Origin of the sequence: Arthrobacter sp. NtRootA1 (assembly GCF_019976975.1) — a bacterium.
Taxonomy (GTDB): Bacteria; Actinomycetota; Actinomycetes; order Actinomycetales; family Micrococcaceae; genus Arthrobacter; species Arthrobacter aromaticivorans.
The window spans coordinates 5,000,270-5,018,770 of the sequence record NZ_AP024630.1; the positions used below are offsets into that span (position 1 = coordinate 5,000,270).

The following is an 18,501-nucleotide window of genomic DNA, read 5'->3' on the forward strand; positions in this document are numbered from 1 at the left end:
GCTAGTGCCGGGCAATGTCTGTCGCTGGGATATATGCCCATTCCGGAATGCATTCCGGAATGGGCATATATTTTGACTTTCGTCCTTACTTTATCGGCAGTAAGTAGCGTAGGCGCATTTGTTAACCGCTAGGAACTGTGCGGAGCCTTTGTATAACCTGCACAGAGTTTCAGGAACCGTGTATTGGCTTCCACTTCACCAATGCTGACCCGCACTCCCTCATTGCCGAAGGCCCGGACAGACAAGGCCTGCTCGGCTGCCAACGCCGCAAACTCGCCGCTGTTCGCGCCTAGGTTCAACCAAACGAAGTTCCCTTGGGCTTCCGGCACGAACCATCCGAGATCGCGGAGACCCGAGGTGACGCGGTCTCTCTCGTCCACCAGGCTTTGTACCCTTTCGACAACCTGGTCGAAATTCTCGAGGGATGTAATCGCGGCGCGTTCTGCAATTTGCGAAACGGCGAAGGGTGTAGCCGTGACGCGAAGGTGCTGGGTGAGCTGTGGGCCGGAAACACTGTATCCAACGCGCAGTCCTGCCAACCCGTGGGCTTTGGAGAAAGTCCTCAGCACCACAACATTGGGGTATTTCCGGTAGAGCTTGATCCCGTCTACAGCAGCTTGGTCGCGGACGAATTCCTGGTAGGCCTCATCAATCACCACCACCACGTTGGGCGGCACCGACTGGATGAACCGCTCCGTTTCCTCAGCCGTAAGGATGGGCCCGGTGGGGTTGTTCGGGGTGCAGAGCAGGATCACCTTGGTGCGCACAGTAACCGCTGCAGCCATGGTTTCGAGATCGTGACGGCCATCCGGAAGCAACGGAATCTGCACGCTGGCCGCTCCGGCAAGGCCCACACAAATGGGATAGGCCTCGAAGGAGCGCCAGGCGTAGATCACCTCATCCGACTTGCCGTCGTCATTCTGCCCCGCAAAGGTGGCAAGAATCTGGTTGAGTGCGCCGAGGCTTCCTGCACCGGTGACGACGTCGTCAGCTGGGACATCAAGGAAGTGAGCCAAAGCATTGCGCAATTTGGTTGCAAGGGGGTCTGGGTAGCGGTTGATGTCGGTCTGATCTGCGATGGCCTGCAACACTGCAGGGATCGGAGGCAGCGGGTTCTCATTGGACGACAATTTGTAGCTGGTGAGGCCCTCGATCGCAGCGGGGGGTTTACCAGCCGCGTACTTGGGGAGCCTGTCCACGACCGGTCGAGGGAGTACGCCCTCCGGTGCGTTGTCAGTAGTAGTCATGGATTCAAGCCTACTTGCACGCCTGCGGCGTTTGGGGTGTTCGGCCGCCAACGTTCATCCTCATCAAGCTACCTCTCCTTTAGTGATGTCCCAGCCGAGCCACAGACGAGTGTGAAAGCATGGGCGCATGGGTTCATTCATCGTTCGCGTCCTGATCAATGGTCTAGCTCTGTGGATCGCCAGCTGGCTGTTGGAGGGACTGGAGATCTCCTCCTCTGCCACTGAGAAGGCGGCAGCCAACGCGGGGATCACAGAGGGCGCGGACGCAGCAGGCATCGTCTTGGCTTACCTCTTTATCGGCCTGATTTTTGGGGTGGTCAACGCGTTCGTGCGCCCGCTGGTGAAGATCCTGTCCCTCCCCGTGACGATCCTGACCCTGGGGCTGTTTACGATCATCATCAACGCAGCCATGCTGTACCTGACAGCGTGGCTGAGCAGCTTTACGCCTGTGCACCTCACCATTGACTCATTCTTCTGGACAGCCATCCTCGCCTCGGTCATCATCAGCATCATCAGCTTGGTTGCCGGCCTCATCCCAGGGGCCCGCAAACGCTAGATGCAGTTCCCGCAGCTGGCGACCCACGTACCGCTTGGGCTGCACCCACCATCGGGCTGTATTACCGCGTAACGTACTTACCGTGCCGCGCATTTGCGGTGCCCTGTACTAACGGCGCTGTACTGACGGCGCCCTGTACTTACCGCGCCCCGTACTTACCGCGCCCCGTACTTACCGCGCCCCGGCCACGGATCGCGTCTCTGGAAGATTGGGGTTCCGCAGGCCCGGCTTTTTGTCCGGCACGGGTGCCCGTTGCAGTTTGAAATGCGTCACCTTTGCCGCCCCGCCTACACCAACAACACCCGCGAACGCCGCGGTAGAAGCCGCAAGCGAGGCATCCTGACTCGCCGTGACCAGTTCGGCGCCTGCTGCGTAGTTATCCAGGCTGTGACCGGGTCCCAAGCCATGGCCTTCCCCCTCGGGCGTTTTGACGTCATTGTTCAGCGTGACAGTGACCCTGTCCTTGGTATCCGGGTTTAACCGGCCATCCGAACTCGGGACCCAATCCTGGACATGCTCCAGATGCAACGCAGCAATTCCTGGTTCCGGGCTAATACCGCCAACGGGGGCTCCAGCCGTTAGGACGTACCGGAGATCGAATTCGCTGAGGAATGCCTTGTTCTGGCTGAGGTTCATGGCGTGAGCGCCTCCTTGGCTATGACCGACTGCCACCACCTGCTCGCCGGCTTCAGCGCCCGCTTCCCGCAATGCCTGACCAATAGCCGGCACCACTTCTTCAGAGTTGTAACCGAGGGCTTCACCAACGCCCGGTATGTCGAAAGGATTGGTATCTGGTGCTTTAGGTTGTGTTCCCGGAATCAACACCATCCAAGAGGACGAGCCATTCTGGTCGAGCTGGATGATCTCAATTTCTCCATCGCCCCGGGCATGAAGTTGCTCGAGTCGCCGGAGGCTTTCCGCCATGGACGGATCCACTTGCTCGATCGACTCGTCGATCTTCTCGATGCTCACCGGGCGCGGCCTCAGTCCGGGAACGAGGGGTGATTGCAGAAGTCCACGCATGATGCTCCGAGCCTCCATCCCCGGGGGAATGATGCTTGTGGCCACGTTGTGCATGATGTCCCGGCCAGGTAGCCACGGTGCACCTGACATCTTCATCTCATCAAGCCTCAATATCCGCGGGTACAGGTTCCGGACCTCTGTTTGCACGTAATCGTGATGGCTGGACCGCACACTCGCGGTGACACCAACCAATTCCTGACGCACCCTGCCTACCTCCTGACCGCTTTCAGCCACCGCATCGATCGCGGCGCACCCCGAGGCGTACGAGTCGAAGAGGTAAGGCCCCAAATCAGCCTTCACCCTGCGGGTTTCTGCTTCCACACCAATTAATTGTTGGATCAACTCGTCAAGCAGCGCCGCTCCACGCAGGAGCTCTTCCAACTGGCAGGATATTCCGCCCACTCCGCCACGAATGCTGAGGATCCCATCGGGGGCGGGGGCCGTAGGTTGAGGGGCTGAACCCGCGCCAACAGGAGCAACATCAGCCATCAGTAGCCCCTCCCGCCGGAGACGGCGACGTTCTGGGAATGACGGAGTACTGAGGCAGCAGCGTCTTCCAATGATGCCCGTGCACGCATTAGCGCCGAAGCGTGAAGCGCAATGGTTGTCCTGTATGCACTTCCGGCGGGAGACTGCCACTCTTCCAACTGGGTCCGCCGCAAGGATGCCAGCACGGCATCCGTCTGATCCACGCACGACTTAATTCGCCAAGCGAGCCGTTGGACCTCGTGACTGCGCGAGGCACACTCCAAGGGATCGAAGGTGGGTGGGGTGGCTGCAGGCATCAAGCCGACGCTCATGTCCGTGTACTCCATTGATTGTTCTGCTGATCGGTTGGTATGACGCTACGGAGCCGCGGAACCGGGCGGAAGCGCCGCCGTCGGCTATGTGGATAACGCGGGCGGCTGTCCACATAGCGCAGTCACCAACTCGGGCGCCTCCACGGATCATGAAAGAATAGGCACCATGGCTGAATCCCCTCGCGTGTCCCTCGCTTCTGAACCCCTCGCTCTTGGCGCCCTCGATGGCCGGTACCGTGCCGCCGTCGCGCCCCTCGTCGACTACTTGTCCGAGGCCGCATTGAACCGCGATCGCGTTCACGTTGAGGTTGAGTGGCTGATCCACCTGACCAGCCAGTCGGTGCTGCCCGGCGCGGGTCCCCTGACGGACGAGCAGGTTTCACAGCTCCGTGCCATCGTCACCGAATTCAACGCCGCCTCGGTCAACGAACTCGCCGAGATCGAGGCCGTCACTGTCCACGACGTCAAGGCAGTGGAGTACTACATCGGCCGCCGCCTGCCCGCGATTGGCATCGAAAACCTGACAGCCATGGTCCACTTCGGCTGCACGTCAGAGGACATCAACAACCTCTCTTACGCTGTTGGTATCAAGGGCGCCGTCGAGGATGTTTGGCTGCCCAACGCCACCGCACTGGTCCAGCAGATCGAGGCCATGGCCGAAGCGAACCGCTCCGTGCCCATGCTGTCCCGCACACATGGCCAGCCCGCCACGCCCACCACGCTCGGCAAGGAACTGGCGGTCATCGCGCACCGCCTGAGCCGCCAGCTGGCACGGATCTCCAAGACCGAATACCTCGGCAAGATCAACGGTGCCACGGGCACATACGCGGCACACGTTGCTTCCGTCCCTAGCGCCGACTGGGAAGCTGTTGCCAAGACCTTCGTAGAGGGACTGGGCCTCACCTGGAACCCGCTCACCACGCAGATCGAAAGCCATGATTGGCAGGCAGAGCTCTACGCCGATATTGCCCGCTTCAACCGCATCTTGCACAACGTCTGCACGGACATCTGGAGCTACATCTCCATCGGATACTTCCGGCAGATTCCCGTTGCCGGTGCCACCGGATCCTCCACTATGCCGCACAAGGTCAACCCAATCCGCTTCGAAAACGCCGAGGCCAACCTGGAGATCTCGAACGGCCTGCTGGACACCCTGGGCGCAACGCTGGTTACTTCCCGCTGGCAGCGTGACCTCACGGACTCCTCCTCACAGCGCAACATCGGCGTAGCCTTTGGCCACTCCCTGCTGGCGATCTCCAATGTAGCCAAGGGCCTCAAGGCGCTTGACGTCGCCGAGGAAGTGCTTGCGGGCGACCTCGACACCAACTGGGAGGTCCTGGGCGAAGCGATCCAAATGGTCATGCGTGCTGAGGCCATTGCCGGTGTGGAAGGCATGGAGAACCCCTACGAGCGCCTGAAGGATCTCACCCGCGGCCAGCGCGTGGATGGCGCCCGGATGCAGGAATTCGTGCAGGGGCTCGGCCTGTCCGCCGACGCCGAAGCCCGTCTGCTCGCCCTCACCCCGGGCAAGTACACCGGCATCGCCGACAAATTGGTGGACCACCTGAAGTAGCAACAAACGCTTGACGACGGCGGACCAGGGCTGGATGCCTCGGCCCGCCGTTCGCGTTTAAGGCCTTAAGGCGCTGTCGTCGAGTAGCCCACTGCCCTACCCGCTGTCCTCGTTAACCCGCCGACGTTTTACTAAATCAGCACAGCCATTCAACGCTGCCTTTAAGCTGATGGAACCCACCAGCGCAACCAGACAGCTACGAAGTAAGGAGCGGAGCACCCATGAAGCTCCTACTGATCAGGCACGGACAGACCCCCGGCAATGTGGCGGGCCAACTGGATACTGCTTTTCCTGGCCCGGGGCTGACGGAACTCGGCGAGCGGCAAGCGGAGGCGCTCCCGGAGGCTCTTGCAGACGAGTCCATTCAGGCGCTCTACACTTCCACGCTTCTCCGGACCCAGCGGACGGTGATACCGCTCGCCGCTGCCACAGGACTGGAACCGGAAATCCTGGACGGCGTCCACGAGATCGAGGCGGGTGCTCTGGAGAAGAAGACCGATCATGAGTCGCATATGCGCTACATGAGCACGGTGTTCGCCTGGTCTGACGGCGACCTCGACGTCCGCATGCCGGGCGCCTTCAACGGCCATGACTTCTTTGCCCGCTTCGATGCCTCTGTGGAGAAGGTTGCGGCGGCAGGACATTCGACGGCGGCCATCGTCAGCCACGGTGCAGCAATCCGCTGCTGGGCAGGCCGCAGGGCAGAGGATATCGACACACTCTTCGCTGAGACCCATCAATTGCCCAATACCGGAATTGTGGCACTCGAAGGTGATCCGGAATCAGGGTGGCGCGTGCTTCATTGGGACCAGATTCCCGTGGGTGGACTCGCCTTGGCGGACCAGACGGCAGAGGACCCAACAGGCGAGGCGTTGTGAGGCCTGCTCTGCGCGCCAAAATCCCGCGCGAAGGCGCAGAGCAGGCCCCGCAACGCGAGAAAAATCAGCAATTCTCCCGAAGCTTACGCGCAGGAAACACGGCGGTAACCACGGCTTCCTAGGCTTAAGACGCATAAACACCTCAGCGAAACCAAGCGAAATGAGGCATCGATGCAGACCAACCCCCGGCTCAACATCCGGCAGGTCACCTGGGCGAACCCGGTAGGCGCTGACCTCCGCGCCGCGCAACAGGCTGAACTGGACGCCCGTTTCGGAACCACGGATCATGAGCCCGGTCCCCCGCCCTCGGAAGCTGACACGGCGGTTTTTGTTGTGGCTTACGAGAAATGCTCCGGACAGCCGCTCGGATGCGGCGGCCTGAGGATGTTGGACGAGAACACAGCTGAAATCAAGCGACTGTACGTGGTTCCCTACGCGCGGGGATCAGGAGTTGCAAGCTCCATCCTGGCGGCACTCGAAGCGCAGGCCCACTCACACGGCTTCAGCATCATCGCAGCTGAGGCAGGATCAGCGCAGTCTGATGGACGGAGCTTCTATGTAAGCGCCGGATTCGCCGAAGTTCCTAATTTTGCGCCGTACGTCGGCGTAAATGGGTCTTACTGCTACTCCAAGCGAATCAACTCCCATAGCGCCTCCCACACTGCGATGGCCTAAACACCTGTGCTCCGGCAGCAACCAGCGTCGCGCAACATCAAGCACGCGCTTCGGTAGTCAGATAATCTCGGAAAATGGAAAAAGCAGACATCACCTTCCGCACGCGCAAATGGGTGCGGCCCGAGGACCTCAATGCCAACGGCACACTCTTCGGTGGAAGCCTGCTGAAGTGGATCGATGAAGAGGCCGCGATCTACGCCATCCTCCAGTTGGGCAATGGCCGCGCGGTCACCAAGTACATCTCCGAAATCAACTTCGTGAGCTCAGCCGTTCAGGGCGACCTCATCGAAATGGGGCTGACGGCCAAACGCTTCGGCCGCACGTCCTTGACCATGCGCGCCGAGGTCCGGAACATGATCACCCGGGAGAGCATCCTGACCATCGAGGAAATCGTGTTCGTGAACTTGGGCGCTGATGGCCGCCCGCAGCCCCACGGCTACACGGAAATCACGTACGACCGGGACCGCATCCCAACCCATCACCTGACTGAAACCCTGCACGAGGACTGAACCACGCGCCGTCGGGCGTTTATACCGTTGAACCCCAGGGTCCTGGAGGGTAGAACGGAGGCATGACCGACGTGAACTCCTGGATGAGCCAATACATACGTGCGTGGACCTCGAATGAGCCCGATGACATCCGGGCCTTGTTCACTGAGGACGCCATCTACCACGACAGGCCGAACACTGAATCACCATGGAACGGCCATGAAGAAATCGTCAAATCATGGTCGGACGCTGGCGACAAGCCTGATGATTGGACCTTCGAGTGGACGCTCCTTGGCCAGGATGGTGACACGGCTTTCGTCCAGGCCGTGACTACATACCTCAACGGCGAGCCCACCTACGACAACCTTTGGGTCATCCGCTTTGCCGAGGACGGCCGTGCGCGCGAATTCACCGAGTGGTACATGGCCAGGAAGGAATCCACGCCCGACACTACAACCGAGGAAATGGCTCAGTAGCTGTCGCGCTCCGCCGATTCCGACACAGGAATGAACGTCGAGGCGAACCCTTCCGAGGCCCGGGCGAGCACCGCAACATCGGCGCCTACCAGCACAAAGGAGGCACCGGCGTCGAGATAGGCGCGCGCGGTGGACTCATTGAAGGCGTTCACGCCGGCTGGCTTGCCGGCCGCTTTGGCAGCTTCAAGGCAATGCTCGACGACGGCCCTCACCAAGGGATTTTCCTGCTGTCCCAGCAAACCCATGGAAGCTGCGAGGTCCGAGGGGCCAAGGAAGATGCCGTCCACGCCATCGACTGCCAGGATTTCCTCCACAGCCGAAGCCGCTGCCTCGGATTCAATCTGAACTGTGAGGCTGATCGATTCCGAAGCAGCAGCAAGGTAGTTAGGAACTCGGTTCCAGCGCGAAGCCCTGGCCAAAGCAGAACCCACACCACGTACGCCCAGGGGAGGGTACCGGACGGCGGCCACCGCAGACGCGGCGTCGAACGCAGAATTCACCATGGGAATCAGGAGATTCTGTACTCCGAGGTCAAGGTATTGCTTGATGACCACGGTGTCGTTGACCGGCGGCCGGACCATGGCCTGAATGGGGTAGCCACTCACGGCGTGGAGCTGTGCAAGGATCGATTCGAGGCCATTGGGACTGTGCTCGGCGTCGATCAACAGCCAGTCCAGCCCGGATCCCGCACACACCTCAGCCACCAAGGGGCTACCGGAACAAACCCACATTCCAGCCAACGGACGGCCAGCCTCTGAGAGGGCCGAATAGAAGGTGGGGCTCAGTCGAAGTTGCATGTCACGACTCCCAACGGTCCGTAGTCCGCGTGCACGGTATCACCTTTGTACACCCACAAGGGCCGGGTAAACGAGCCCGCAAGAATAATATCTCCGGCTTTCATCGAGTCCCCGTGCGCGGCGATTTTATTGGCCAGCCAGTGCACGCCGTTGGCCGGGTGATCAAGCACTCCGGCTGCCACTCCGGTCTCTTCCACGGTCTGGTTTTTGTACAGGATCGCGGAGACCCAGCGGAGGTCGACGGCGTCGGGACGTACTGGCCGGCCGCCTATCACCATGGCCCCCATCGCGGCATTGTCCGAGATAGTGTCCACGATGGTCCGGCCCTCCATTTCGATCCTGGAGTCCAGGATTTCGAGGGCCGGAACCACGTAATCGGTGGCGTTGAGGACATCGAAAATGGTACAGCCAGGCCCTTTGAGTGCGTCCTTCAGCACGAACGCGAGCTCCACTTCAACGCGCGGGTGCGTGTACTGGTCCCATTGCACGGAGCAGCCGGTTTCCAGGACCATGTCATCGAAGATCGCCCCGTAGTCCGGTTCGGTGATGCCGGTTGCGGCCTGCATGGCCTTGGACGTGAGGCCGATCTTGCGCCCCACCAACGTGCGCCCGGCTTCCTCGTTCCGTCGCCGCCACAACTGCTGGACGGCATAGGAATCCTCCACCGTCATGTCAGGGTAGCGGGCGGTGAGGCGCGGGACCGGCTTGCGGTTCCGGCCGGCGTCGAGCAGTTCGTCGGCAATTGCTTCGATCGTCTTCGCGTCCATCATGGTTTAGACCTGCGCCCCCAGTTTGAATCCTTCAGTAGCCCCACCGGAGGCGCCTTCGGGACGGGTGTAGGAGAAGCCGTCGGCACCTACGGTGACGGCCATTTCGGATTTCTCTTCGCGTTCGATGACGGGCTGGGGGTTACCGTCCAAGTCCAGGACCAGGGAGGCTTCGGTGTACCAGGACGGGACTACGGGGTTGCCCCACCAGTCGCGGCGCTGGTTGTCGTGGACGTCCCAGGTGACGGTGGGGTTGTCCGGGTCGCCGGTGTAGTAGTCCTGGGTGTAGATCTCCACTCGGTGGCCGTCCGGGTCCAGGATGTAGAGGTAGAACGCGTTGGACACGCCGTGGCGTCCGGGGCCTCGTTCGATGCGGTCGGAGATGCGCAGGGCGCCCATCTTGTCGCAGATCTGGATGATGTTGTGCTTCTCGTGCGTGGAGAACGCGATGTGGTGCAGGCGGGGTCCGTTCCCGCCTGTCAAGGCGGTGTCGTGCACGGTCTGCTTGCGATGCATCCACGCGGCGTAAGTGACGCCGTCGGAGTCCTTGATGTCTTCGGAGACGCGGAAGCCGAGGTCTTCGAGGTACTTGCGGCCACGCGGGACATCCGGGGTGACCTGGTTGAAGTGGTCCAGACGGACGAGCTCGCCGGCGGAGTAGAGGTCATAGCGCTGGGTGAGGCGTTCCACGTGCTCCACGTCGTAGAAGAATTCGTACGGGAAACCCAGCGGGTCCTCGACGCGGACGGAGTCGCCCACGCCCTTGGTGAAGCCTTCCTTGCGGCGCTCCACCCTGCAGCCCAGTTCACGGTAGTAGGCCTCGGCGGCGTCTACTTCGGCCGGGGACTTCACCCGGTACGCGAAGGCGGCGGCTGCGGCTACCGGGCCCTTCCGGAGGACCAGGTTGTGGTGGATGAACTCCTCGAAGGAGCGCAGGTAGATGGTGTTCTCGTCTTCCTCGGTGACGTGCAGGCCCAGCAGGTCCACGTAGAAGGCGCGGGACTTGGCGAGGTCCGTGACCACGAGTTCCAAGTAAGCGCAGCGGACGATATCCGGGGCCGGAACCGTGGGCGTCGGGATGGGGCCGGTGAAGGGGTTGCTCATGATGGTCTCTCTTCGTTGAAAGGGTGGTTGTGGGAACCCAACTGAGTAGCAGTAGATGCCGTTTTGGGGGCTCAAAACGCGCACTATTGCGACCTAGTTGGGTTTAGGCGCCGAACTTGGGGGTGTGCACGGAGCCGAGGGTGATGTGCACGGCCTGCTGATCGGTGTAGAAATCGATGGACCGGTAGCCGCCCTCGTGGCCCAGGCCGGAAGCTTTGACGCCCCCGAACGGGGTGCGGAGGTCGCGGACGTTGTGGCTGTTAAGCCACACCATGCCGGCTTCGACGTTCTGGGAGAAGTTGTGCGCCCGGGTCAGGTTCTGGGTCCAGATGTAGGCCGCCAGGCCGTACTTGGTGTTGTTCGCCAAGGCGAGGGCTTCGTCGTCGTTCTCGAACGGCGTGATGGCCACAACCGGACCGAAGATTTCTTCCTGGAAGATCCGCGCATCAGGCGCGACGTCGGCAAACACGGTCGGTGCGATGTAGTTGCCTTCGGGCAGGTGGTCGGGTCGGCCGCCGCCAGCCAGGAGCCTGCCTTCGGACTTGCCGATCTCCACGTAGGACGCCACTTTTTCGTAATGCTCCGGGTGGACCAGCGCACCTACCTGGGTCTTGGGATCGTGGGGATCGCCCACCACGATGTTCTTGGCGCGGGCGGCGTACTTTTCGCAGAATTCGTCGTAAATGGCCCGTTCCACCAGGATGCGGGAACCGGCGGTGCAGCGCTCGCCGTTCAACGAGAACACCCCGAACAAGGCCGAGTCGATAGCGGCATCAAGATCAGCGTCGGCAAAGACAACGCACGGGGACTTTCCGCCCAGCTCCATGGACAGGCCCTTGAGGTTGGCTGCTGCGTTGCGGAAAATCGTCTGGCCGGTAGTGGTCTCACCGGTGAAGGAGATCAACGGTACGTCCGGGTGCTTCACCAGGGCGTCGCCGGCCTCTTCGCCCAAGCCGTTGACCAGGTTGAACACGCCGTCGGGCAGTCCGGCATCCTTGAAGATCTGAGCCCAGAGCGAGGCCGAGAGCGGCGTGAACTCGGCGGGCTTGAGGACCACGGTGTTGCCGGTAGCCAGCGCCGGAGCGAGTTTCCAGGACTCAAGCATGAACGGGGTGTTCCACGGCGTGATCAAGCCGGCGACGCCGATCGGCTTGCGGTTCACGTAGTTGATCTGTGAGCCGGGGACCTTCATGGCGTCATCGAACTGTGCCACGATCAGGTCAGCGAAGAACCGGAAGTTCTCGGCTGAGCGCAACGCCTGGCCCTTGGACTGCGTGATCGGCAGGCCGGTATCAAAGGTCTCCAGCTCGGCGAGGCGCTCTTCCTGGGCCTCCACGGCGTCGGCGATCTTGTTCAGCACACGGGCACGTTCGCGCGGCTTCATCTTCGGCCACGGGCCATTGACGAACGCTTCACGGGCTGCGGCCACAGCGAGGTCGATGTCTTCCTTCTGGCCGGCCGCTGCCGTTGCGTAATTTCCGTTGGATACCGGATCCAGGACATCAAAGGTCTTCCCGGAAACGGAGTCTACGAACTCACCGTTGATGAAGTGCTGGATGTGCGTGGGCAGGTTCTCTGGCACGTGATGCTTTGCTGATGTTTCTACAGGGGTCGTCATCGTTGTCTTCCTTTTTCATCCAACGCGGGGTCAGTTACGGCCCATGTTGGGTGCGTTTATGGGCCGTAAGTGACCCCGGGTTGCTTTTAGTTGGTGGTGGCGAGGTACGCGTCCAGTGTTGCGGCGCGGTGGCGGCGGGCGGCGTGTTCGATCGTGTCGGCGTCCGCTCCAGACTCGATGAGCTGCAGCAACGCTTCGTGTTCTTGCACCGATTCCTGCGCACGGCCGGGAACGAAGCGGAACGTAGACGATCGGAGCGATGCCAGCCGGTTCCATCCACGATGGACCAGGTCCAGAATGTGCGGATTGGGGCAGTGCTCAAACAAGACACTGTGGAAGTCCTGGTTCAATGCAGTGAAACGAACCGGGTCGAAGTGCTCCAGGCATTCCCGCATTTCCTCGTTCACGGCGCGGGCCCGGGCAATCGCAACTGAATCAATCAACGGTGCGGACAACGCGGTGGCGGCACCTTCCACGATGCTCAGGGTCTGCATGGTGTACAGGTATTCGGTGGGGTCAATCCCGGAGACCGTGGCGCCGACGTTCCGCTCGAACTTCACCAGACCTTCGGCTTCCAAGCGGCGGATCGCTTCCCGCACGGGGACCACGCTGAAGCCCAGGTCCTCGGCAATCTTTGCGAGTACCAGCCGGTAACCCGGCGTGTAGATGCCTTCCACGATCCTGGCCTTGACGGCGGTATAAGCCTGTTGGGACTTGCTTTGGGCAGCGGCGCTTTCGACGGCGGTTTCAGTCACTTTTGGCTCCCTTGCCGGCTCTGCCAGTCCGCAAACCTGGCCTGCCATTCCTTGTTCATCGGGTAAAGCCCGTCCACGCTGTTGCCTTCCTTGACCATCTGGAAGATGAACGTCTCTTCCTTCTCCTGCTGAATGCAGTCGTCCGCCAATTCCTCAGCGAGGGCCGGCGGGATCACCAGGATGCCATCCGAGTCGGCAACAATGATGTCTCCCGGCTGGACTGTTGCGCCACCGCACGCGATGGTGATGTCCGTATCCCACGGAATGTGCCGGCGCCCCAGGACTGCCGGGTGCGGGTTCGCGAAGTAGGTTGGCATCTCCAGATCGGCCACTGCGGAGTAATCGCGGACGCCACCATCGGTAATGATCGCAGCGGCTCCACGGATCTGGGCGCGCAGGGCAAGGATGTCTCCAACAGTGCCCGTGCCCTTCTCGCCGCGGGCTTCCATCACGAGGATTTCGCCTTCATTCACGGAATCGATAGCGCGCTTCTGTGCATTGAATCCCCCGCCGTGGGTCTTGAACAGGTCCTCGCGGTTGGGTACGTACCGCAGGGTCCGGGCAAGGCCGACTACCTTGCGGTCCGGCCGCGTGGCCTGCAAGCCGTCGATGCTGACGTTGTTCAGTCCGCGCTTGCGGAGCTGCGAAGAAAGCGTGGCGGTTGCGACGCTTTCCAGCTTGGCCTTCAGCTCGGGCGTCAGGACGGAGACATCAGCAGGCAGGCCCGCCGCTTCACGCGATCCGTACGCCTCTTCCCGCTGTGTGTCATCAGCCTTGGGCTTGGCACCAAAGTCCGCGAACGGCGTCGTACCTTCCGCTACTTTGGTGGTCAGGCGGCCGCTGCTGAATCTAGCCCCGGTGACCTCAACCTCGACGACGTCACCTGGTTTGGCGACCGACGCACCCGCTGGGGTGCCGGTCAGGATAATGTCGCCCTCTTCGAGCGTGAGCAGCTGGGACAGGTCCGCCACCAGTTGCGTGAACGGAAAGAGCAGGTCCTCGGTGGTGTCGTCCTGGACGAGGTCGCCGTTGTGCCAGGTGCGGATCCGCAGCTGGGCTGGATCAACGGCGTCGCCTGGAATCAATAAAGGGCCCACAGGTGTGAAGCCATCGCCGCCCTTGGAGCGAACATTGGAGCCCTTGTCTGCGTAGCGAAGATCGTAGACACCCAGATCGTTGGAAGCGGTCACCCACTCGACGTGGCTCCAGGCGTCCTCGAGGCCAACGCGGCGGGCCGACTTGCCAATCACCAACGCGATCTCGCCCTCGTAGCCGAGCAGTTCGCAGCCGGCAGGGCGCTCAACGATGCCAGGAGCGTCGGCGGAACCGAGCGCCAGGGAAGACGGCGGCTTCAAGAAGTACGACGGTTGCCCCGGGGTGCGCCCACGCTGGGCCGCGCGGCTAGGGTAATTGATGTGGACGGCAATGACTTTGCGCGTACGGGCCAGCATGTCTTGGCTGACTTCCTCGGTCCGAAACTCCAATGTCACGGCGCCTCCTCCTGATTCAACATCTATCGAGTACGAAATCGTATACGATAACTATCACTCTTGAAGCGCCAGTCGTCAACCCCCTTTTTTCAGCCCACATGACGAGGTGGTCTGCCAAATGATCCAGCAAAAATGAGTGCATACCCCCTGCGGACTCCCGTAGGGTACCCGCATGGACATCATCCTGGTACCCGGTTTCTGGTTGGACGCTTCGTCGTGGGAGGAGGTGACGCCGCCGCTTGTGGCAGCTGGGCACTCGGTTCACCCACTCACACTTCCCGGGCTGGAGTCCGTTGACGCGCCACGCGCCGGGATTGGCCTTCGCACACACATCGACGCCGTGGTGGACAAGGTGGATTCTTTTGGCGGCAATGTGGTCTTGGTGGGCCATTCAGGCGGTGGCGCAATCATCCACGGCGTTGTTGACGCCCGTCCGGATCGAGTGGACCGGGCCGTCTATGTGGATAGCGGGCCACTCGGTGAAGGCGGCGTGATCAATGATGAACTGCCCGATGATGGCGACGAAGTTCCGCTGCCCCCTTGGGAAGGCTTTGAGGACGCGGACCTCGTCGATCTGACCGATGAGCTCAAGGAAGCCTTCCGCGCACGCGCCATTCCCGAACCCAAGGGCGTAGCCTACGACCAACAGCACCTGCATGACGTCCGGCGCTACGACGTACCAGCCACGATCATCGCCTGCGAGTTCCCCTCGTCCATGCTCAACGAAATGATGGACGCAGGGCACCCCTTCACAGAAGAACTCGCACGCGTCCGCGAAGTCGATTTCATCGACCTACCCACCGGACACTGGCCACAATTCACCAAGCCACGTGAACTGGGAGAAGCCATACTGGCCGCCGTCGAGCGCACCAACTAACGCTCGACGGCGGTACGCGCCATAGCCCGCACGGGAACCTGACGAACGGGGACATCCCGTCGGACGATCTACGTGAAGGCTCGCCCCTGCAAGTCAGGGCTTGGCCGGGGTGTTGGTCGCGGGCCCTTCCGGCGCTGCGCCGCCTTCGTCCGTCCAATCGCTTCCCGTCTGATCATCGAGCGCAGGATCGGATACTACGTCCGACCTGACTGGAGGCGTTGAGGTAGAAGCCGAAGCAGAGGAACCGGTGCTGGAGTTGTCATGGTGCCCGGACTTCGCGTCCAGGATGCCCGGAAACATGGTCTCCGCCTTCTCCAGGAGCTTCTTGCCCGCGGCGTACAGATTGTCCAGGATGTCCGGGACTGATTCCTGGACGGTCTCAGTGGCCTGATGGACGTTCTCCTGGACCTCCGGATTCTTCCAGACCTTTTCGGCGCCTCCGCGAACGCGCCGATACACCTCCGGCCAAGACTTGGACCCCCACACATAGCCAACAGCGATGCCGGCGGCGAACAATGCTTTCCCTTTCACAGGACCCACTCCTTTCGAGGTGCTATTCCTACGACACTAGTCCGGCCTTCACCCACTGTCACGCGTGCTTTCAAGGGCGGATGGTTAACGGACATTTGCTGAATTGAGAAACAGGACTAAACTTTAATGCCAACCAGCGGAAAACCCGCAGGCTACAACCACAGGCAACCCGAGGAGTGAAAACCATGGGACTGGATGACAAGATCAAGAATGCCACGGAAGAAGCAACGGGCAAGATCAAGGAAAAGACCGGCGAAGCCACTGGTGATCGGGACCTCCAAGCCGAGGGCGCGGGCGAGCAAGCTGCGGCCAATGTGAAGCAGGCTGGCGAGAAGGTCAAGGACGCTGCGAAGGACGCTTTCGGCGACAAGTAGCCGGATTTCAGGCCATACGACCCCGCCCGAGGGGCAAGGGCCCCGACCGGCAAAAATAGCAAGGTTACTTGCTGTTGTTCCCGGGACCAGCTAGCGTTGCTGTTGTAGTACTACGGTCCGGCCCCTTGGACAGGAGTGCTTTTGGCTGCATTTAATAATTCGTCGGCGTTTGCAAAATAAACATCCCGACCCATATTCCACTGGGCCTCGAACGGCCCCGTTACAGCGCTTAGCCGCTGGAACTGACAACCGATGAACGGAACCGCTTCACCGAGTTCATGGAATTTCCATCAACAAGAAAGTAGGAGCAAAAATGGGTTTCTTTGGTTTTCTTTTGCTCGGCCTTTTGGCTGGGGCTATCGCAAAGCTTATTCTTCCGGGACGCCAGGGAGGCGGCTGGTTTGTTACCTTGCTGCTGGGCGTCGTTGGCGCCCTGTTGGGTGGCTGGATCGGCGGCCTGATCTTCGGCGAGGGCCTGACAGAATTCTTCGCCATTCGAACGTGGCTCCTGGCCATCGGCGGATCCATCATCGTTCTGCTGATTTACGGCCTGGCCACAGGAGGACGCCGGGCCCACCATGGCTAACGAAACCACACCCAACACCAACCAGGACGACCTTGAGGGTCAGTACGCAGAAGGTGATTACGGCGCTGCCGGGGCATCGCCCGAGGCCTTGAAAGAAGACGCCGGCGGGGATTACACCGCAGGCGACTACGCCGAGAAGACGGTCCCCTCTGCGGACGCGGAGCTCGACGAGCACAATACGGAGGACACGCCCGCGGACAGGCCGTTCTCGTCCGAGCCGGATGACGAAGCTTCCGGCTCAGGACACCCTTAACAGTCAGGTATCCGCAGGGTCCTGAACACACAAGAACCCGGAGACTGCAGTTGCAGCCTCCGGGTTCTTGCTTTGCCCCACTCTTGGGGTTGCGAAATGCATTGGCGCGGGGCGGGAATTCACGGGGCTGATATTTTCAGGCATGGATAGTCGGGGCAGCGGCTGAGCCGTCACCGTAGCGTGATGGTCGGGAATGAAGGGAGGAACAGTGCAGGAATGGACGCGGGCGCTTGAGCTCATCGAACAAGACCTTACTGAAGCGGTCGAGGTCAGCACGTTGGCTCGAACGGCATTGACGTCGGAATACCACTTCAGGAGGATGTTTGCCTCCTTGGCCGGCATTCCGATTTCGGAGTACATCCGTCGACGCCGCCTTACGTCCGCCACCGCGGAAATCATCGCCGGCGCAACGGTGCTGGATGTTGCCCTCCGCTACGGATATGGATCCCCAGAGGCGTTCGCGCGTGCTTTTAAGGCGATGCATGGGCTGACCCCCTCAGAAGCTCGGCAACCTGGCGCAGTCCTCCATTCCCAGCCTCAGTTGAGGTTCCACCTCCGCATTGAAGGGAATACCGTCATGAAGCACCGAATAGTCAACAAGGAGGCTTTCCGCCTGATTGGCCTCAAAGTCCGCGTTCCGCTGGTTCACGAAGGTCCGAACCCTGCAATCATCGAGTTTCATCGCAGCATTGACCCGGATGCCACGAAGCGGCTGATGGCGCTGGTGGACACCGAGCCATCCGGGCTCCTGTCCGTAACGGACAAGATCGACGAAGAGCGCAGGGAGGGCAGTGAACTGGACTATTGGCACGCGGTGGCCTCAACCCAGCCCGCTCCAGAAGGTTTCGAGAGCCTGGACATTCCCGCCGGCCAATGGGTGGTGTTCGAAACCGAAGGAAAATTCCCGGATGCCCTGCAGCGCATGTGGGCGGACGCGGCTACTGAATGGTTCCCGGCCAACCCTTACTTTTGGGCACGCGGCCCCGAACTCCTTAGCGTCAGGCCGGACGCGGATGGCACCCACGGGAGCGGGCAACTCTGGATCCCCATTGAGTCCAGTCAGGGGCCCTTCAAGAGTTTCAGCACCTCGTCAAGCGGCAAGACCCTCTGACGATATTCACGGGTAAGAACCCGGAGGACTGCCTCGGCAGACTCCGGGTTCTCCGTTGCCAGGGCTTCAGCTGCATAAATGACCCGGATGTTATGGGCGAAAGCATCAGCAGCAGTCTGGGCAACGCAGTTGTGGGCCGAGACTCCGGCCAGAATGACAGTTTCCACATCCCAGTTCCTGAGGCGCATCCCCAAGTCCGTGCCAAAGAACGCGCTGTCGCGGGTTTTGACCATCTGCGGGAAGTCGGCGGTCACCAGGCCAGGAACGAAGTTGGCCTGTTCGCTTCCCCTGAAGATGAAGCCTTGGTCATCGTCCAGCATGTTCAGGCTCCACGTGGACTTATCCCGCTCATGCTGGGTACCAACCAGGAGCACGTTTGCCCCTGCCTCCCGCGCCGCGCTGGTCAATGAATTGCAGGCAGCAACAACTTCTTCCTGACGCCGCTTCAGGGCCGGTTCCTCAAAAAAGGCGTTCTGCATGTCGATTACCAGCACAGCAATCATGCGCGCATCCCCTTTCCTG

The 18,501-nt window shown here is 61.1% G+C and carries 22 protein-coding genes; 11 read left to right on the top strand and 11 right to left on the bottom strand.

Annotated features, from left to right (window positions below):
• Window positions 1-128 precede the first annotated feature (128 nt).
• Window positions 129-1,247: a histidinol-phosphate transaminase gene (locus tag LDN90_RS22810; protein ID WP_216926245.1), complete on the bottom strand. Its 1,119-nt coding sequence runs from the start codon at window positions 1,245-1,247 to the stop codon at window positions 129-131.
• Window positions 1,248-1,374: 127 nt separating this feature from the next.
• Here LDN90_RS22810 and LDN90_RS22815 point away from each other — a divergent pair, with 127 nt between their 5' ends.
• Window positions 1,375-1,803 (top strand): phage holin family protein, encoded by a 429-nt coding sequence (locus LDN90_RS22815; RefSeq protein WP_223947247.1) that lies wholly within the window; start codon window positions 1,375-1,377, stop codon window positions 1,801-1,803.
• A 171-nt stretch (window positions 1,804-1,974) separates the two neighbouring features.
• Here the strand turns inward: LDN90_RS22815 and LDN90_RS22820 are convergent, their stop codons facing one another.
• Window positions 1,975-3,315: a hypothetical protein gene (locus LDN90_RS22820; protein WP_223947248.1), complete on the bottom strand. Its 1,341-nt coding sequence runs from the start codon at window positions 3,313-3,315 to the stop codon at window positions 1,975-1,977.
• Window positions 3,315-3,626 (bottom strand): hypothetical protein, encoded by a 312-nt coding sequence (locus LDN90_RS22825; RefSeq protein WP_223947249.1) that lies wholly within the window; start codon window positions 3,624-3,626, stop codon window positions 3,315-3,317. The genes LDN90_RS22820 and LDN90_RS22825 overlap by 1 nt, the downstream gene beginning before the upstream one ends.
• A gap of 166 nt (window positions 3,627-3,792) precedes the next feature.
• On the opposite strand from LDN90_RS22825, the gene purB reads away from it, so the two are divergent.
• The 5 genes from purB to LDN90_RS22850 all read left to right on the top strand — a co-directional run bounded on the left by purB (window position 3,793) and on the right by LDN90_RS22850 (window position 7,716).
• Window positions 3,793-5,199 carry an adenylosuccinate lyase gene (gene purB, locus LDN90_RS22830; protein WP_223947250.1) on the top strand — a complete coding sequence of 469 codons (1,407 nt, stop codon included), beginning with the start codon at window positions 3,793-3,795 and terminating at the stop codon, window positions 5,197-5,199.
• 221 nt (window positions 5,200-5,420) lie between these two features.
• Window positions 5,421-6,077: a histidine phosphatase family protein gene (locus tag LDN90_RS22835; RefSeq protein WP_216926240.1), complete on the top strand. Its 657-nt coding sequence runs from the start codon at window positions 5,421-5,423 to the stop codon at window positions 6,075-6,077.
• Window positions 6,078-6,248: 171 nt separating this feature from the next.
• Complete coding sequence (locus tag LDN90_RS22840) at window positions 6,249-6,752, top strand: GNAT family N-acetyltransferase (protein ID WP_223947251.1); 504 nt, start codon at window positions 6,249-6,251, stop codon at window positions 6,750-6,752.
• Window positions 6,753-6,826: 74 nt separating this feature from the next.
• A complete protein-coding gene (locus LDN90_RS22845; RefSeq protein WP_223947252.1) occupies window positions 6,827-7,261 on the top strand; it encodes a hotdog domain-containing protein in 435 nt (144 codons plus the stop codon).
• A 62-nt stretch (window positions 7,262-7,323) separates the two neighbouring features.
• Window positions 7,324-7,716 carry a nuclear transport factor 2 family protein gene (locus LDN90_RS22850; protein WP_216926237.1) on the top strand — a complete coding sequence of 131 codons (393 nt, stop codon included), beginning with the start codon at window positions 7,324-7,326 and terminating at the stop codon, window positions 7,714-7,716.
• Here the strand turns inward: LDN90_RS22850 and LDN90_RS22855 are convergent.
• From LDN90_RS22855 to LDN90_RS22880, 6 genes are all read right to left on the bottom strand, one after another.
• On the bottom strand, window positions 7,710-8,513 hold the full coding sequence (locus LDN90_RS22855; RefSeq protein WP_216926236.1) for an HpcH/HpaI aldolase/citrate lyase family protein: 804 nt from the start codon (window positions 8,511-8,513) through the stop codon (window positions 7,710-7,712). The genes LDN90_RS22850 and LDN90_RS22855 overlap by 7 nt on opposite strands.
• Window positions 8,498-9,283 (bottom strand): 2-oxo-hept-4-ene-1,7-dioate hydratase, encoded by a 786-nt coding sequence (hpaH, locus tag LDN90_RS22860; protein ID WP_216926235.1) that lies wholly within the window; start codon window positions 9,281-9,283, stop codon window positions 8,498-8,500. Before hpaH ends, LDN90_RS22855 begins: the two co-directional genes overlap by 16 nt.
• A gap of 3 nt (window positions 9,284-9,286) precedes the next feature.
• Window positions 9,287-10,384: a 3,4-dihydroxyphenylacetate 2,3-dioxygenase gene (gene hpaD, locus LDN90_RS22865; RefSeq protein WP_216926234.1), complete on the bottom strand. Its 1,098-nt coding sequence runs from the start codon at window positions 10,382-10,384 to the stop codon at window positions 9,287-9,289.
• Between the two features lie 103 nt (window positions 10,385-10,487).
• On the bottom strand, window positions 10,488-12,002 hold the full coding sequence (hpaE, locus tag LDN90_RS22870) for a 5-carboxymethyl-2-hydroxymuconate semialdehyde dehydrogenase (RefSeq protein WP_223947253.1): 1,515 nt from the start codon (window positions 12,000-12,002) through the stop codon (window positions 10,488-10,490).
• 86 nt (window positions 12,003-12,088) lie between these two features.
• Window positions 12,089-12,757, bottom strand: a complete 669-nt coding sequence (locus LDN90_RS22875; RefSeq protein WP_223947254.1) for a GntR family transcriptional regulator — start codon at window positions 12,755-12,757, stop codon at window positions 12,089-12,091.
• Entirely contained in the window at window positions 12,754-14,208 is a 1,455-nt protein-coding gene (locus tag LDN90_RS22880) for a fumarylacetoacetate hydrolase family protein (RefSeq protein WP_263426303.1), read from the bottom strand. The genes LDN90_RS22875 and LDN90_RS22880 overlap by 4 nt, the downstream gene beginning before the upstream one ends.
• A 211-nt stretch (window positions 14,209-14,419) precedes the next feature.
• Here LDN90_RS22880 and LDN90_RS22885 point away from each other — a divergent pair, with 211 nt between their 5' ends.
• On the top strand, window positions 14,420-15,124 hold the full coding sequence (locus LDN90_RS22885) for an alpha/beta hydrolase (RefSeq protein ID WP_216926230.1): 705 nt from the start codon (window positions 14,420-14,422) through the stop codon (window positions 15,122-15,124).
• Window positions 15,125-15,217: 93 nt separating this feature from the next.
• On the opposite strand, the gene LDN90_RS22890 is transcribed toward LDN90_RS22885, so the two are convergent.
• Window positions 15,218-15,655 carry a hypothetical protein gene (locus LDN90_RS22890; protein WP_216926229.1) on the bottom strand — a complete coding sequence of 146 codons (438 nt, stop codon included), beginning with the start codon at window positions 15,653-15,655 and terminating at the stop codon, window positions 15,218-15,220.
• Window positions 15,656-15,840: 185 nt separating this feature from the next.
• Here LDN90_RS22890 and LDN90_RS22895 point away from each other — a divergent pair, with 185 nt between their 5' ends.
• The 4 genes from LDN90_RS22895 to LDN90_RS22910 all read left to right on the top strand — a co-directional run bounded on the left by LDN90_RS22895 (window position 15,841) and on the right by LDN90_RS22910 (window position 17,979).
• Window positions 15,841-16,029 (top strand): CsbD family protein, encoded by a 189-nt coding sequence (locus LDN90_RS22895; protein WP_216926228.1) that lies wholly within the window; start codon window positions 15,841-15,843, stop codon window positions 16,027-16,029.
• Between the two features lie 313 nt (window positions 16,030-16,342).
• Window positions 16,343-16,615 (top strand): GlsB/YeaQ/YmgE family stress response membrane protein, encoded by a 273-nt coding sequence (locus tag LDN90_RS22900; protein ID WP_216926227.1) that lies wholly within the window; start codon window positions 16,343-16,345, stop codon window positions 16,613-16,615.
• Complete coding sequence (locus LDN90_RS22905) at window positions 16,608-16,868, top strand: hypothetical protein (protein ID WP_223947256.1); 261 nt, start codon at window positions 16,608-16,610, stop codon at window positions 16,866-16,868. The genes LDN90_RS22900 and LDN90_RS22905 overlap by 8 nt, the downstream gene beginning before the upstream one ends.
• A 208-nt stretch (window positions 16,869-17,076) precedes the next feature.
• Window positions 17,077-17,979 (top strand): AraC family transcriptional regulator, encoded by a 903-nt coding sequence (locus LDN90_RS22910; protein WP_223947257.1) that lies wholly within the window; start codon window positions 17,077-17,079, stop codon window positions 17,977-17,979.
• On the opposite strand, the gene LDN90_RS22915 is transcribed toward LDN90_RS22910, so the two are convergent.
• Window positions 17,928-18,482: an isochorismatase family cysteine hydrolase gene (locus LDN90_RS22915; protein ID WP_216926224.1), complete on the bottom strand. Its 555-nt coding sequence runs from the start codon at window positions 18,480-18,482 to the stop codon at window positions 17,928-17,930. The genes LDN90_RS22910 and LDN90_RS22915 overlap by 52 nt on opposite strands.
• Window positions 18,483-18,501 lie beyond the last annotated feature (19 nt).

Excerpts from the sequence above, each read along its gene's own strand:
- LDN90_RS22885 (WP_216926230.1), top strand. The coding sequence starts at position 14,420 with ATGGACATCATCCTGGTACCCGGTTTCTGGTTGGACGCTTCGTCGTGG.
- LDN90_RS22905 (WP_223947256.1), top strand. The coding sequence starts at position 16,608 with ATGGCTAACGAAACCACACCCAACACCAACCAGGACGACCTTGAGGGT.
- LDN90_RS22915 (WP_216926224.1), bottom strand. The coding sequence starts at position 18,482 with ATGATTGCTGTGCTGGTAATCGACATGCAGAACGCCTTTTTTGAGGAA.
- LDN90_RS22835 (WP_216926240.1), top strand. The coding sequence starts at position 5,421 with ATGAAGCTCCTACTGATCAGGCACGGACAGACCCCCGGCAATGTGGCG.
- LDN90_RS22880 (WP_263426303.1), bottom strand. The coding sequence starts at position 14,208 with ATGCTGGCCCGTACGCGCAAAGTCATTGCCGTCCACATCAATTACCCT.
- LDN90_RS22840 (WP_223947251.1), top strand. The coding sequence starts at position 6,249 with ATGCAGACCAACCCCCGGCTCAACATCCGGCAGGTCACCTGGGCGAAC.
- LDN90_RS22895 (WP_216926228.1), top strand. The coding sequence starts at position 15,841 with ATGGGACTGGATGACAAGATCAAGAATGCCACGGAAGAAGCAACGGGC.
- LDN90_RS22850 (WP_216926237.1), top strand. The coding sequence starts at position 7,324 with ATGACCGACGTGAACTCCTGGATGAGCCAATACATACGTGCGTGGACC.
- hpaD (WP_216926234.1), bottom strand. The coding sequence starts at position 10,384 with ATGAGCAACCCCTTCACCGGCCCCATCCCGACGCCCACGGTTCCGGCC.
- LDN90_RS22820 (WP_223947248.1), bottom strand. The coding sequence starts at position 3,315 with ATGGCTGATGTTGCTCCTGTTGGCGCGGGTTCAGCCCCTCAACCTACG.
- LDN90_RS22845 (WP_223947252.1), top strand. The coding sequence starts at position 6,827 with ATGGAAAAAGCAGACATCACCTTCCGCACGCGCAAATGGGTGCGGCCC.
- hpaE (WP_223947253.1), bottom strand. The coding sequence starts at position 12,002 with ATGACGACCCCTGTAGAAACATCAGCAAAGCATCACGTGCCAGAGAAC.
- LDN90_RS22825 (WP_223947249.1), bottom strand. The coding sequence starts at position 3,626 with ATGAGCGTCGGCTTGATGCCTGCAGCCACCCCACCCACCTTCGATCCC.
- purB (WP_223947250.1), top strand. The coding sequence starts at position 3,793 with ATGGCTGAATCCCCTCGCGTGTCCCTCGCTTCTGAACCCCTCGCTCTT.
- LDN90_RS22900 (WP_216926227.1), top strand. The coding sequence starts at position 16,343 with ATGGGTTTCTTTGGTTTTCTTTTGCTCGGCCTTTTGGCTGGGGCTATC.
- LDN90_RS22855 (WP_216926236.1), bottom strand. The coding sequence starts at position 8,513 with ATGCAACTTCGACTGAGCCCCACCTTCTATTCGGCCCTCTCAGAGGCT.
- LDN90_RS22810 (WP_216926245.1), bottom strand. The coding sequence starts at position 1,247 with ATGACTACTACTGACAACGCACCGGAGGGCGTACTCCCTCGACCGGTC.
- LDN90_RS22815 (WP_223947247.1), top strand. The coding sequence starts at position 1,375 with ATGGGTTCATTCATCGTTCGCGTCCTGATCAATGGTCTAGCTCTGTGG.
- hpaH (WP_216926235.1), bottom strand. The coding sequence starts at position 9,283 with ATGATGGACGCGAAGACGATCGAAGCAATTGCCGACGAACTGCTCGAC.